At 66.7% G+C, this 14,085-nt stretch carries 9 protein-coding genes; 8 read left to right on the top strand and 1 reads right to left on the bottom strand.

The genetic code is table 11. From position 1 onward, the window contains the following. Nucleotide 1: 1 nt before the first annotated feature. The 8 genes from LRP66_RS09640 (at nt 2) to LRP66_RS09605 (ending at nt 11,029) form a co-directional block, all read left to right on the top strand. Nucleotides 2-769 (top strand): SDR family NAD(P)-dependent oxidoreductase, encoded by a 768-nt coding sequence (locus tag LRP66_RS09640; protein ID WP_230482283.1) that lies wholly within the window; start codon nt 2-4, stop codon nt 767-769. Next, nucleotides 766-1,728: a glycosidase gene (locus LRP66_RS09635; RefSeq protein ID WP_443026677.1), complete on the top strand. Its 963-nt coding sequence runs from the start codon at nt 766-768 to the stop codon at nt 1,726-1,728. Before LRP66_RS09640 ends, LRP66_RS09635 begins: the two co-directional genes overlap by 4 nt. A gap of 41 nt (nt 1,729-1,769) precedes the next feature. After that, complete coding sequence (locus tag LRP66_RS09630; protein ID WP_230482282.1) at nt 1,770-5,792, top strand: Pls/PosA family non-ribosomal peptide synthetase; 4,023 nt, start codon at nt 1,770-1,772, stop codon at nt 5,790-5,792. Beyond that, nucleotides 5,789-6,367 carry a 4'-phosphopantetheinyl transferase family protein gene (locus LRP66_RS09625; RefSeq protein ID WP_230482281.1) on the top strand — a complete coding sequence of 193 codons (579 nt, stop codon included), beginning with the start codon at nt 5,789-5,791 and terminating at the stop codon, nt 6,365-6,367. Before LRP66_RS09630 ends, LRP66_RS09625 begins: the two co-directional genes overlap by 4 nt. Then, on the top strand, nt 6,364-6,897 hold the full coding sequence (locus LRP66_RS09620) for a GNAT family N-acetyltransferase (RefSeq protein ID WP_230482280.1): 534 nt from the start codon (nt 6,364-6,366) through the stop codon (nt 6,895-6,897). Before LRP66_RS09625 ends, LRP66_RS09620 begins: the two co-directional genes overlap by 4 nt. A 149-nt stretch (nt 6,898-7,046) precedes the next feature. Next, on the top strand, nt 7,047-8,729 hold the full coding sequence (locus LRP66_RS09615; RefSeq protein ID WP_230482279.1) for an alpha-L-fucosidase: 1,683 nt from the start codon (nt 7,047-7,049) through the stop codon (nt 8,727-8,729). Between the two features lie 660 nt (nt 8,730-9,389). Further along, a complete protein-coding gene (locus LRP66_RS09610) occupies nt 9,390-10,181 on the top strand; it encodes a hypothetical protein (protein ID WP_230482278.1) in 792 nt (263 codons plus the stop codon). Next, nucleotides 10,178-11,029, top strand: coding sequence for a metallophosphoesterase family protein (locus LRP66_RS09605; protein ID WP_230482277.1), 852 nt, complete (start codon nt 10,178-10,180; stop codon nt 11,027-11,029). The genes LRP66_RS09610 and LRP66_RS09605 overlap by 4 nt, the downstream gene beginning before the upstream one ends. A gap of 77 nt (nt 11,030-11,106) precedes the next feature. On the opposite strand, the gene LRP66_RS09600 is transcribed toward LRP66_RS09605, so the two are convergent. Further along, nucleotides 11,107-13,956 carry a TonB-dependent receptor gene (locus LRP66_RS09600; RefSeq protein ID WP_230482276.1) on the bottom strand — a complete coding sequence of 950 codons (2,850 nt, stop codon included), beginning with the start codon at nt 13,954-13,956 and terminating at the stop codon, nt 11,107-11,109. Nucleotides 13,957-14,085 lie beyond the last annotated feature (129 nt).

The raw sequence follows: 14,085 nt of genomic DNA, 5'->3' as shown, positions 1-14,085 counted from the left end.
GGTGGCATCGCAGACGGTGATCGTGACAGGGGCGGAATCGGGGATCGGCGCCGCCTGTGCCGAGGCGTTCGGAGCCACCGGGGCTCGGGTGGCGGTGCTGTTCCACAGCGACCAGGCCGCCGCCGATGTGACCGCGGAGGCGGTCCGCAAGGCGGGCGGCGAGGCGATGACGGTGCAGGCGGAGGTCAACGAAGAGGCATCCGTCGACCAGGCCTTCGGCGCGGTCGAGCGGCAATGGGGTCCGGCCGATGTGCTGGTCAATTCGGCCGGGCTCAACATGGCGGGCGTGAACGTGCGCGATATGACCCTGACCCAATGGCGGCGGATGATCGATACCGATCTGACCGGCGCCTTCCTGACCTCGCGCCGATTCCTGACCGGGCGGGGTGAGGCGACGGGCGATGCGACCATTCTCCAGATCTCGTCGATCCACGCCTTTGCGGTACGCGCGGGCGGGGCGGACTATTGCGCGGCCAAGGGCGGTCTGTCGAACCTGGTCCGCACGCTCGCCATCGAGGAGGCGGCGCGCGGCGTGCGGGTAAACGCGATCGAGCCGGGCATGATCCTGACCCCGATGAACGCCAAGGCGCAGACCGACCTCGATTATCGCCACAAGCTCGAACAGAATATCCCGATGCGCCGCGCGGGCAACGCCTCCGAGGTCGCCGACCTCGCGGTGTTCCTGGCCTCCGACAAGGCGCGCTACATCACCGGCGCGCGGATGGTGGTCGATGGCGGCCTGTCGCTGTTGCAGGCGGTCGGCGCATGATGGGGCCCGACGCCGCGAACCCGGTGGCCGACCCGCATCGCAAGGACCGGGTCGCCGACGCGCCGCTCGATCTCGACTTCAACGTGAAGCGGATCGAGACGGTGACGCTCGATGGCCCCCCCGCACTGATGGCGCGCGACCTGATGAGCCCCTTTGTCTGGCGCGAGGCCGATGGGCGCTTCGGGATCATGGTGCGCGCGGTCGTCCGTCCGGGCGAGACGCTGACCGACACCGGCGTGATCTGGGCGGGATGGAGCGAGGACGGGCGGCACTTCGCCATGCTCGACCAGCCCTCTATCGTGCCGGGACCGGGCGACCATGACGCGGGCGGGGTCGAGGATCCGACGGTCGTGCGCGGCGAGGACGGCTATATCGTCTATTATTCCGGCGTGCTCGCCGATCACGCGCATGGCGAACTCTCCTATGCCACCGGGCCATCGATCGATCGCCTGACCAAGAGCGGCGTCGCGCTGGCGTCGTCCAAGTCGGAGGGCAATACCAAGGAGGCGACGGTCGATCGAAGCGCCGATGGCCGCTGGCGGCTATTCTACGAATATGCCGCCGACGAGGCGTCGCGCATCGGCCTGGCGATCGGCGCCGACGTTGCGGGCCCCTGGACCGAACAGCCGACGCCGTTCATGCCGCGCGAGGAAAGCTGGGATGACTGGCATCTGTCGACCGGTCCGCTGCTGACCGACGATCCGACGTGCCCGGTCATGTTCTACAACGGCGCGACGCGCGACGCGCGCTGGCGGATCGGCTGGGTCGCCTTCGATCGGGATTACACCCGCGTCGTCGCACGCGGGATCGAGCCGCTGATCCTCCCGCCCCCCGCCGACGATCGCGGGGCGACCGATATCGCCTTCGCCGCCTCGGTCGTGGTCGGACCGGATGGGATCTGGCTTTACTATTCGCTCGAAGATCGGCGACTATCGCGGGCGCTTATCCGACGTAGCTGAGTTGAGAGGTTCAGCCACGCCCTGTTTCAGAAGGCTTGTCGATGTCCGTAGAAACGATGCCGCCCCGTGACGCCGATCCCGTCGCGCCGAGCATCCATGCCTCCATTTCCCCCGCGCCAGCGCTGCGGCCCGGTCGGCCCTATGCCCGCGACGAGCTGCTGCACGAACTGTTCGATGCGAGCTGCCGCGATCACGGCCAGCGGACCGCGCTCCGGCTGATCGGTGCGGACGAGGAGTTCGGGCGCTCGACCGAATGGAGCTATGCCACGCTCGCCCGGCGCAGCCTGTCGCTGGCGCATCATCTGCGCAGCCTGGGGGTGGGGAAGGGGGACCGTGTCGTCCTGTGCCTGCCGCGCGGGCTCGACCAGTATATGGCGATCCTGGGCGTGTTGCGCGCGGGCGCGGCCTATGTACCGGTCGACTGGGGCTATCCGCAGGATCGCATCGCCTACATCATCGAGGACAGCGGCGCGGCGCTGACCATCACCACCTCCGGCCGCGCGGGCGAGATCCCCGGCGCGACGCTGGCGCTCGACGCCGAGCTGGGCGATCTCGCCGCCGAACCGGCCCTGCCGCTGGGCCGCGACGTCACCGGCGGCGATCCGCAGGATCTGGCCTATATCATCTATACCTCGGGCACGACCGGACGACCCAAGGGGGTGATGATCACCCATGCCAATGCCTGCCACCTCGTCCGCTCGGAAAGCGCGATCCTCGCGCTGGAGCCGGACGATATCGTGTTCGGCGGGTTCAGCCTGGCCTTCGACATGTCGGTCGAGACGATGTGGAGCGCCTTCTTCGTCGGCGCCAGGCTGCTCGTCGCGACCGACGCGCTGGCGTCGAGCGGGCCCGATGTGGCGGTCGCGCTGGCGGCGGAGCGGGCGACGATCTGGCACGTCGTCCCCTCGCTGATCGCGCTGGTCGAGCATCCGGTTCCCAGCCTGCGCTTGATCAACATGGGGGGCGAGGCCTGCCCGGCCGACCTGCCACGCCGCCTGGCGCGACCCGGCCTGCGGCTTCTCAACACCTATGGCCCGACCGAGACCTCGGTCACCGCGACCTGGACCGAGGTTCATCCCGGTCAGCGGATCACCATCGGCAAGCCCTTGCCCGGTTATACCGCGTGGATCGTCGACGAGGCGCTGCAACCCGTGGAGGCGGGGCAGGAGGGCGAGCTGGTGATCGGTGGCCCCGGCGTCGGCGTGGGCTATGTCAACCGCCCCGACCTGACCGCCGAGAAGTTCACCATGACCCCGTTCGACACGGTGTCGGGGGCACCGGAGCGAATCTATCGCTCGGGGGATCTGGTCCGGCTGGATGCGGCGGGGGACATCGACTTCGTCGGGCGGATCGACACCCAGGTGAAGATCCGTGGCTTCCGCGTCGAGCTTGCCGAGATCGAGGCGGTGATCGGCGAGGCGCCGGGCGTCGCGCAGACGGTGGTGCATCTCTTTAACGACGCCGACGGTTCCGAATTCCTCGCCGCGTTCATCGTCGCGCGCGGGGGCGAGACGGTCGACATAGCCGCGATCAAGGCGCGGGTGACCGAGCGGCTGCCCAACTACATGCGCCCCGCCGCCTATCAGATGATGGCCGCGCTGCCGACCCTGCCCGCATCGGGGAAAGTGGACCGCAAGGCGCTGGTCAAGCCCGAGATCACCCTGGATACCGGGCGCAGCGTCGAGGCGCCGGTGACCCCGATGGAGGAAAAGCTCCACGCCATCTGGACCGAGGCCTTTGCACCGCAGCCGGTGTCGGTGACCGACGATCTGTTCGAGGATCTGGGCGGCCATTCGCTCAAGGCGGCACGGCTCGTATCGGCGGCGCGCAAGGTGCCGGGGCTGGAGGGGCTGTCGCTCGAGGATCTCTATGCCGCGCCGACCATCCGCGCGCTCGCGTTGCGGATCGGCGGGACAGCGCCGGTCGACGTCGCGACCGAGGAAAGCTTCCACCGCGTGCCCGAATGGAAGCGCAGGCTGTGCATCGCGGCGCAGACGGTCGCGCTCCTGCCCATCTACACGATCGCCGGGTTGCAATGGTTCTTCCCCTATGTCGCCTATACCCATCTGGCGGGGCGGATGAGCCGGATCGATGCGCTCATCACCAGCGCGCTGTTCTTCACCATCGTGCCGGTAGCCTCGATGCTCTTCTCGATCGCCGCCAAATGGCTGATCGCCGGGCGGTTCAAGGCGGGAGACTATCCGCTATGGGGCGGCACCTATTTCCGCTGGTGGCTGGTCCGCCGGATCATCGCGGTCACCGCCACCCCCTATCTGGCGGGCACGCCGATGATCCGCGGCTATTACCGGATGCTCGGCGCCAGGATCGGCAAGCGTGCCTATCTCGGCACCGGGATCATCGACACGGCCGACCTGTTCACCTGCGGCGACGATGCGATCGTCAGCGACCAGGCGGTGATGGCGACCAGTTCGGTCGAGCGGGGGCTGTTGCGCCTGGGCACCGTGAAACTGGGCGCGCGATCCTTCGTCGGGGGACAGGCGGTCGTCGGCCGCAACGCGCGGCTGGAGGAGGACGCGGTCCTCGACGACATGTCCGCGCTTCCCGCCGAGACGGTCATCCCCGCGCGCCAGCGCTGGACCGGCTCCCCCGCCGCCTTCGACCGGATGGTGGAGCCGGGCGAGGTGCGGACGGCAGGCAAGCGACCGGGGCCCGCGCTGGGGCTGCTGATCGGGGCGCTGCTGCTGCCGATCATCGCCATCCTGCCGATCGCACCGGGCCTGATCGCGCTGATCGAGCTCGACTGGGCGACCACCGGCTATGGCTATATGCTCGTCTCGCCGCTGCTCGCCGCGACCTATATCGTCATGATGTGCGTGCTGACGGTGCTCGCCAAGCGACTGGTTCTGGGCCGGGTCCAGCCGGGTGTCTATGCGCTCGATAGCTGGTTCTATGTCCGTTACTGGATGGTGCGGCAGATCAACGACCTGGCGCTACGGCTGCTGCATCCGATCTTCGCGACGCTCTACGTCATTCCCTGGTATCGTGCGCTGGGGGTCAAGGTCGGGCGGAGGGCGGAGATTTCGACCGCCAGCGCGATCGTTCCCGACCTGGTCGAGATCGGCGCGGAGAGCTTCATCGCGGACTCGGTGATCTTCGGCGCGGCGAAGATCGGCCATGGCACGATCGAACTGGCGCATACCCGGATCGGGCGGCGCAGCTTCATCGGCAACTCGGCGTTGCTCCCCACCGGCGCGCAGATCGGTGACGAGGTGTTGATCGGCGTCCTGTCCAAGCCGCCCGAAGACCCGGCGCTCGCCACCGAGCCGGGCAGCACCTGGTTCGGGTCGCCCGCGTTCAAGCTGCCGGTACGACAGGTCGCGACGATGTTCGACGAGGGCGCGCGCTTCAATCCGTCGCGCGGCCTGATCGCCACCCGCCTGTCGATCGAGGCGATCCGGACCACCCTGTCGCTGACCGCCTTCCTGGTCTTCTTCAGCGCGCTCCTGTCGGTGGTCGGCGATCTCGACGATCTGGAGCGCGGCGGGCTGGTGATCGTATCGACCTTCCCCTTCCTCTATGTCGGCTTCTGCCTGGCGTGCGGGCTGTTCGTCCTCGCGCTCAAATGGCTGGTCGTCGGGCGGTACAGGGCGACGACGGCACCCTTGTGGAGCACCTTCGTCTGGCGGACCGAGCTGGTCACCGCGACCTATGAGAATCTCGCGGTCGCCAATCTGCTCGAGCCTTTGCGCGGCACGCCGTGGATCGGCCTCTACCTTCGCCTGATGGGCGCCAAGGTCGGCAGGCGCTGCTATATCGATACCACCGACCTGACCGAGCACGACCTGGTGACGATCGGCGACGATGTCGCGCTCAACGATTATGCGGGCCTCCAGACGCATCTGTTCGAGGACCGGGTGATGAAGGTCGGCGCGATCACCGTCGGCGACCGCGCGACGATCGGATCGCTGGCCATCGTGTTGTACGACGCCGAAGTCGGGGCGGATGCGCAGCTTGGCGACCTGTCGGTGGTGATGAAGGGCGAGACCCTGCCCAACGGCACCAATTGGGAAGGCAGCCCGGCGCGGATCGTGACCGGGGGATGAGCCCGATCCTCTGGCATGACGGAGCGCTCGATCGGCTGGATCGAGGGGACGTCGGGCCAGTGGTCTGGCGTGTCGACGATCCGGGGCGAGGGCGGCGGGCGGGGCTTGCGTCATCGCTCGTCGCGCATCTGGCGGATCGGGATACGGCGTCCGTCCGCCTGGCGCGCAGCGTCGCGGGCGCGCCGCTGATCGTCGATCCGGCGGGATGGCATCTGGGGCTGGCGGGACGCGGGGGACAGTGCCTGATCGCGGTCGCGCCTTGTCCGATCGCGGTCGATCGGGAGGTCATCGGCGACGATCCCCCGCTATGGGACATGCTGACCATGCATGAGGCGGAAGCGCTTCAGGCGCTCGACCCCAAGGATCGACCGCGCGCATGGCTGCGTCGCTGGACGATCAAGGAGGCCCATGCCAAGCTGACCGGCGAACCCCGTCGGCTGGCACCGGAGACGATCGAGACGCGGGTGATCGACCGCGATTTCGCGACGGCGGCTTGCGAAGGCGTCTCCCACTGCTGGACCCGCGAACGGGACGGTGCGATCGATACCGTCGCCTGTTGGAAGGATGCCACATGACCGACCCCATCGTTCGTCCATACAGTCCCGAGGACCGGGCCGACGTGCTGGCGATCTTCGACGACAACCGGTCCGACTATTTCGGGGCGGGCGACCGCGAATGGCTGGAGGAGACGCTCGACGAACCCGACGGCCCGGCCTTCGTCGTCGCGGTAGACGGCCACGCGGCGGCGTTCGGCGGCTACGAGATCTGGGAGCATTACAACAAGGCGCTGCTCTATTGGGGCATGGCCGCGCGACGCTATCAGGGGTGCGGGCTGGGCCGGCTGCTGTTGTTCGAGCGGCTGCTCCACGTCGCCACGAGTGCCGAGCCGCGCACCCGCTATGTTACGGTCGACACCTCGCCGCAGATCGCGCCCTTCTTCCGGCATTGCGGGTTCGAGGAGACGGCGGTCTGGCCCGAAGGCTATCGGTCGGGGATGACGATGCACGAGCTTCGCTTCGATCTGGCATCCGTTACGCCCGAGGCCATCGTCGCCCTGCGGGACGCCGCATGGGCCGCGGCTCGCGACAAATTGGCCCGTCGCTGACGCATCGTCCGATCGGGCTTGCCAAGCCGCACCCGGCTCGCATAGCCTCGCATATGCAATAGCGAATTCGCATAGATGAGAACAGGGCGGAGCGAGAGGCGCGGGGCCGACATGGCGCGCACCGGCCGTCCGGATCGGGAGAGTCGGACATGAAGGCGACGCGACGCGAGATGATCGGCGGAACCGTGGCGGCGACGGCACTCGCCCCGGCCGTCGCGGTCGCTGCGACCGCGCCCCAGCAAATGGGCGCAGGACGTGCACTGAAGGTCCCGCCGCCCGCTCGTTTCACCCCCGACTGGGAATCGCTGACCGCCGGATACAGCGCGCCCGACTGGTTTCGCGATGCCAAGTTCGGCATGTGGGCGCATTGGACAGCGCAATGCGTGCCCGAGGCTGGCGACTGGTATGCCCGCAACATGTATCTGCCCGGCAATCGCGCCTATGACCATCATCTGAAACATTATGGTCATCCCGCCGATGTCGGGTTCATGCAGATCCAGAACATGTGGAAGGCCGATCGCTGGGATCCCGGTCGGCTGCTCGACCTCTACAAGAAGGCGGGCGCGCGCTATTTCATGGCGCTGGCCAACCATCACGACAATCTCGACGCCTATGACTCGCAATACCACCCCTGGAACACGATGTGCGTCGGACCGCGAAAGGATATCGTCGGCACCTGGGAGAAGGCGGCGCGCGAGCGCGGGCTGCGCTTCGCCGTATCGAACCATTCGGCACATGCCTGGCACTGGAACCAGCCCGCCTATGGCTATGACCCGACTGGCAGGCGCGCGGGCGAGCGCTACGACGCCTGGAAGCTGACCGCCGCCCAGGGGCGCGGACAGTGGTGGGAGGGGCTGGACCCGCAGCAGCTCTATGTCGGCCGTCACATGCCGATGCCCGACGGCATCCGCACGCTCGAGGAAGCCAATGCCTGGCACGACGCCACCGACCTGATGTGGAACGAAGGCGTTCCGGCGGGCACCAATTTCGCCAGCAACTGGCTGCTCCGCGCCAAGGACCTGGTCCAAAAATACAAGCCCGACATGGTCTATTTCGACAATTTCGACCTGCCGCTCGAGAAATACGGGCTGGAGTTCACGTCCTGGTTCTACAACCAGTCGATGCAGTGGAACGGCGGCAAGCTCGACGCGGTGGTGACGGGCAAGATGACCCCGCCGCAGCGGCGGATGGGTATCGTCGACGATGTCGAGCGCGGCGGGAAGAATTATATCGAGCGCTTCCCGTGGCAGACCGACACCTGCATCGGCGGCTGGCATTACGATGCCGAGACGTACAGGAATGACGGGTACAAGTCGGCGGCCAATGTGCTTCACACGCTGTGCGACGTCGTATCGAAGAACGGCAACCTGATGCTGTCGGTGCCGATGCGCGGCGACGGGACGATCGACGACAAGGAAGAGAAGGTGGTCGAGGAGATCGCCGACTGGATGGGGCGCAACGGCGAGGCCATCTATGGCAGCCGTCCCTGGAAGATTCACGGCGAAGGCCCGACCAAGGCCAATTCCGGCCTGTTCTCGGAAGGCGGCCCCAAATCGGCCTATACCGCGAAGGACGTGCGCTACGTCACCCGTAACGGCAACCTCCATGCGCTGGTGCTCGGCTGGCCGGAGGACGGGGTGGTCCGCATGACGTTGCTGGGCAGCGGCAACCCCACGATGCCGGGTCAGGTCCGTCGTGTGACGATGCAGGGCGACAACACCCCCTTGGCCTTCAGGCGGACCGGCCAGGCGCTGGAGGTGACGCTGCCCGACCGCGCCCGCCACCCGATCGGCGTCGCGCTGATCGTCGCGGGGGAGGGCGTGGTCGCTTGATGTCGCGACGGGGAGGGGGGCGCTCTTGGCCCCCCTCCCGCATGGCATCGCTATGTGCAAGGCACAGACGCCGATGCCCAGCCGTCTGGCGCAGGCCGATTCAGGCACCGGCCGCCTGTCCATCGATCCTGGCGGACAGGTCCAACGCCACGCCGACGCGATTGTCGACCGTTCGCCAACCCCTCTGGCCGAGCGCATTGCCGACGCCTGCGCCGGGCGATGCGAGTTATCCGGACGGGCACGCAAGCGGACTACCGCAGCGCGATACGAATGCCCCGCCGATATAGGCGGCGATATCCCATTCCGAAGATCGCTCGATGCTCTACGACGGTGGGCCGGAGGTGCCGGGCGGAACGCCCTGATGCTCAGATTGCGAGGAACGAAACGTGAGATACCCGTTCGAATATTTCTCGGAGCCGTCATTTCAGCACTGGCGTTCGCACGAGACCAGATCGACCGCTCGGGAAAGAGATGGGTTCACGGTCGATCCCCACGCAATGGCGGATTTCCACGACTCTCCGGGTAGGAACAGGCGCTTAGCATCGTGGCTGCTGGCGCGGTCGGGCAGGCGGTGGCGGATGACGATGCATCTTGGCGCGGGTGGTTCAGCGGGAATACAGTGTCGCCTGGCAATAGGCCGACGGGGAAGGATGATTTGCCATGGCGATCAATATGCAGGCCCAGGCGGTGGCAGCGGATATGGACCGGCTGTTCCGGCCGATCGCAGGGCGGGCCGCCGCGGCGCTCTCGGCCACTGAGGCGGATCGCGGCGGGCATCGGCGCCGGGGGCTTCGCTGGGCGGCGTTCGGCGTGCCGGTCGTCCTCGCGGTTGGAGGAGCGGCGCTGAGCTTCAACTATGTCGGCGACGCGTGGCGCGTGCCCACCGCCCCATCCAAGGCGGTAGCCCCGGCGACATCACCGGCGCGACCCTCGATCGCGCCGCCGCCCGCCGCCACCGACAGGATGGCAGCGCCCGGCGCGGTGCCGAGTGGGGTGGGAACCGGCGGACAGACGATGACCGAGCTTGCGGCCGCGGATCGCGCCGGTTTGCCGCGTGAGGGCCGAGCGGCGTCGGAGCCTTTCTATGGCGATACCCTCGACGCACGCACGGCCACCACGACCAGCCCGCGCGCGGCATCGTATCGCGGCGCGGTCGATGCCGCCCCGCGCCAACGCCGCCAGCGACGCGCAAGTGGCAACGCCTCCGATTGCGCGCCGGGAAGCCTGCGCGATCAGTGCATCTATCAGGATGTCCTGACCGCCGATGGTCGCCTGCGCCGCGCCTATGAACGGGCCCGACAGGATGGCGTGTCCAGCCGCGAGCTGACCGAGATCGGGCGAAGCTGGCGAAAGGCGCGCAACAGGGCGGAGGACGACCCGGACGGCACGATCCGCCGCTATGAGCAACTGGCGGACGCGCTCGACGATCTGCGGCGGGGGCCGGGTCAGTGACCGTCGCCGCCACCGAACCCACACCCCTGGCCATGGTGCAATGGGGCCCGGACTGTCCACCGTCCGCGCGCGCGACCTCGACCGAGGGGCGCGTCATCTATGCGGTCGGGGACATTCACGGCTGCTATGCCCAACTCACGGCGCTGATCCGGGCGATCGTCGCGGACATCGCCAAGCTGAGGAACGAGCAGCCCGTTTCGATCGTGTTCTGCGGCGACTATGTCGATCGAGGTCCGGAATCGCTCAAGGTCCTCGCGGCCCTGGTCTGGATGGCGCGCCAGGCGCCGGTCGAGGTCGTGTTCCTGCGCGGCAATCACGAGGCGATGTTCCTCGAATTTCTGGAGACCCCCGATCGCGCCTTGCCCTGGCTGAACCGGGACGGCGCGCGCACGCTGGCCTCCTATGGCGTCGTTGCGGCGGCGGACGAGGATTGCTTCCGGCTGCGGGACCGGCTGCTCGACGCGATGCCCGCCGCGCATCTGGAGTTCCTGCGCGGCTTGCCGGTCCGGATCAGTTGCGGCGACTATGTCTTCGTCCATGCCGGACTGCGGCCCGGCGTCGCACTCGCGCGGCAGGACGAGCAGGACTGTCTGTGGATCGGCGACGAGTTCCTGTCGTCCGACCATACGTTCGAAAAGGTCGTCGTCCACGGGCATAGCTGGACGTCGGACACGCCGCAGGTCACCGACCATCGGATCGGCATCGACACCGGCGTCTACGCGACCGGGGTGCTGACGGCGGTCCGGCTGCACGGTGCGAGCATCGCCTTCGTCCAATCGCGGTTGCCCGGGGCCGAGCCGGTCGGGGCGGATGCTTCGGAGAAGGCGGACGCGTCGCCCGCCGTCTGAAGCCTCCCGGCCGCGCTGCATGAAAAATTGGCCCGGTGACGGATCACCGGGCCAGAGGGGGAGGTGGAGAAGGGGGATCAGAACGAGGCGCGGACACCGAAATTGAAGCGCGTGCCGAAATTCTGGATGTTCTTCACCCGTTCTTCGAGGACCGAATAATCGAAGGTGTAGGAGTTGGTCAGATTGACCCCCTGCACATAGATCTGGAACGCGGGCGTGATGTCGTAGGACGCGCTGAAGTCGAGCTGGCCGTAGGCGCGACGATTCTCCGGCTGGCCATAGTCGCTGAAGCAGGTTCGCAGGAAGGACGAGCGCCAGTTGTACGACGCACGCGCCTGGATGCCGTATTTCTGGTAGAAGAGGCTGCCGTTCGCCGAGTGGGGCGACAGGCCGTTATAGCCGCAACTGCTGTTGGTGTTCGCCGCGCGCTTGGCGGTGTCGCTGACATAGGTGTAGTTGCCCGCGATACCGAAACCGCCGATGAAGCCCGAGGCGATCCGGTCGGCGGTCAGCTGCGCGCCGACTTCGACGCCCGCGACCGATCCGGTCGCGCCGTTGCGGGTGCGCGTGTCCTGGAAGGTGTAGTTGCCGATCTGCACCGGCAGCGTCTGCTGCTCGAGGAAGTCGGAGAAATCCTTATAGAAGCCCGCGACGCTGATATAGCTGACATCCGAGATGTAGAATTCATAGGACAGGTCGTAATTGGTCGACTTGAACGGGCGCAGCGTCGGATTGCCGCCGCCCGATACGGCGGCGGTGACGCGGCCATTGTAGAAATTGTTGACGCCCAGATCGGTCAGCGTCGGCCGCGTGATCGTCTGCGAGAAGGCACCGCGCAGCACCATCCGGCTGTTCAGATCATATTTGACGTTCGCCGAGGGCAGGAAGTTGCGGTAATGATTGCGCACATTGACCGCGACCGGACTGCCCAGCGGAATGTTCAGATTGTCGTCGCCGGGGTTCACGAAGATTCCCAGGATCGGTTGCGAAAAGCCGCTCGAGACGACCGAGGTGTCGGTCACGCGGAAGCCGACATTGCCCGACCAGCGCGGGCCGCCCAGCCCGACATTGATATAGCCCGCCCAGACCTTCTCGACCACGTCGAGCAACTGGGCCGGCCGGTCGCGGAGCCCGAACGGTCCGCCGGGCAGCGCGAGCTGCTGCGCCGCCACCGCCGCCTGTTCCGCCGAGGTCCGGCCCTGGCGCGCCAGTGCGAGTACGGACGGCTGTGACAGATAGGCGAGCACGGCGGCGGGATCGAAGGTCAGGAAGTTGACCGGGGCCCGGTCGCTGCCCGAGATCTTGGGCAGGTAGTTGTTCAGCGTATAGGGCGACAGCAAGTTGGCAGGGATGGGTATGTCATAGCCGCAATAGGTGCAGACCGTGTCCGAATTGTCGGCCGTGGTCTGCGTCTTGTGCCGCTGGTTATAGGCCATGCCGAACAGGATCGATTTGACCGGGCCGTTATCGTCGTTGCGATAATCGCCGTCGAAATGGAATTCGCTGCCCTGGTCGCGGACATGGCCTTCGCCGACCGAGCTGTAATGCGCGCGCATCAGCGACGGGTCGGTCACGTTGCCCAGGTTGCTGATGATCGGCATGGTCACGCCGGGCAGCAGGTCGTAGCGCGGCGCGCTCTGCGCCAGCGCGCCGACGACGATGAAGGCGCCGGGCGTCCGGTTCTTGGCCTGGGTGGTCGAGGCGTCGAACTTGAGGTCCAGATTGTCGGTGACGCTCCACTTCAGATTGCTGCCGATCTGGTAGGAATTGGTGAAACGGTTGCCATAGGTCGACGCATTGTCGTTCTGCGACACGGTCACGCGCTGGTCGCCCAGTGCCGGATCGGTCAGTGCCGGATTGTTCGCGAGAAACTGGGTGCCGGGTCGGTTGAAGCCGACGACGGTGCCGTTGCTGTTCGTGGTCAGCCCGATGAAGCGGGGGGTGAAGAACGGGCCGAAATAGTGGCCGTTACTCATCACGTTGAACTTGGAATAGAGTCCATCGACGGTCAGCAGCAGCCGGTCGCCGAGCTTGGCCTGGAAGGTGGACGAGACGTTCAGCCGCTCGCGGCTTTCGTCATAATGGTAGAAGGCCGAGTCGCGCGGCGTGTAGATATTGGCGGCGCTGTTGACGAGCGACGCCGGGGTCAGACCCGCCGAGCTGGGTGTCCCCGCGATCAGGCCCTGCACCCCGGGCAGCCAGCCATGGATCGCGAACTGGTCGAACGCGCTGTAGCGCTTGGTATAGGAGGCCGCGACGACCAGGCCGATCGTCTTGTCCGTGTTGGCGAAGGAGGCGGTGCCGGAAAAGTCCGGGCTCGTCTTCTTGGCGAGCGTGTCATACATGCCGCCCGCCGAGACGGTGAGGTGCGCGCCGGTCTTTCCATCCAGCGGCTTGGCGGTGATGATGTTGACGGTCGCGCCGATGCCGCCTTCCTGGAGCTGCGGCACGGTGCTCTTGTAGATCTCGGTGCGCTGGATCATGTTCGGCGACAGCACGTCGAACGAGAATTCGCGGCCCGGATTGTCGGTCGCCATGATGCGGCCGTTGACCAGCACGGTGTTGAACTGCGGACCCAGGCCGCGAACGGTGATGAACTGGCCTTCGCCGCCGCTGCGATCGATGGCGACACCGGTCACGCGCTGCAACGAGTCGGCGATGTTGACGTCGGGGAACTTGCCGACATCCTCGGCCGACACCGCATCGACGATCATCGTCGAGTTACGCTTGATCGCTTCGGAGGATTTCAGGCTCGCACGAATGCCGGTGACGATGATGTCGCCGCTGCTGGGATCACCGGCAGTCGCGCCTTCGCCGGTCTGGACGTCGGGTGGCGTCTGGACCGAGGCGGTGGGAGTGGTCTGTGCCGCGAGGCTGCCGGGCAAGGCGATGCTCGCCACGGCACATAACCAATGAGCCTTTTTCATATCCCCTCCTTTTGTAACCGCGGTCGATTCGATCGTCGGCTTGACGTGCAACCTAGGTTTCACCGGCGCTAATAGTCAAATCAAAAAGTTGATCTGATATTTCAGAAAATGTTTTGCACATTTTTATGA

Origin of the sequence: Sphingomonas sp. Leaf21, from assembly GCF_916858675.1 — a bacterium.
In the GTDB taxonomy this organism is placed as follows: Bacteria; Pseudomonadota; Alphaproteobacteria; order Sphingomonadales; family Sphingomonadaceae; genus Sphingomonas.
Note: the sequence above shows the minus strand (reverse complement) of the source record. Positions and strands in the feature narration are given on the sequence as shown.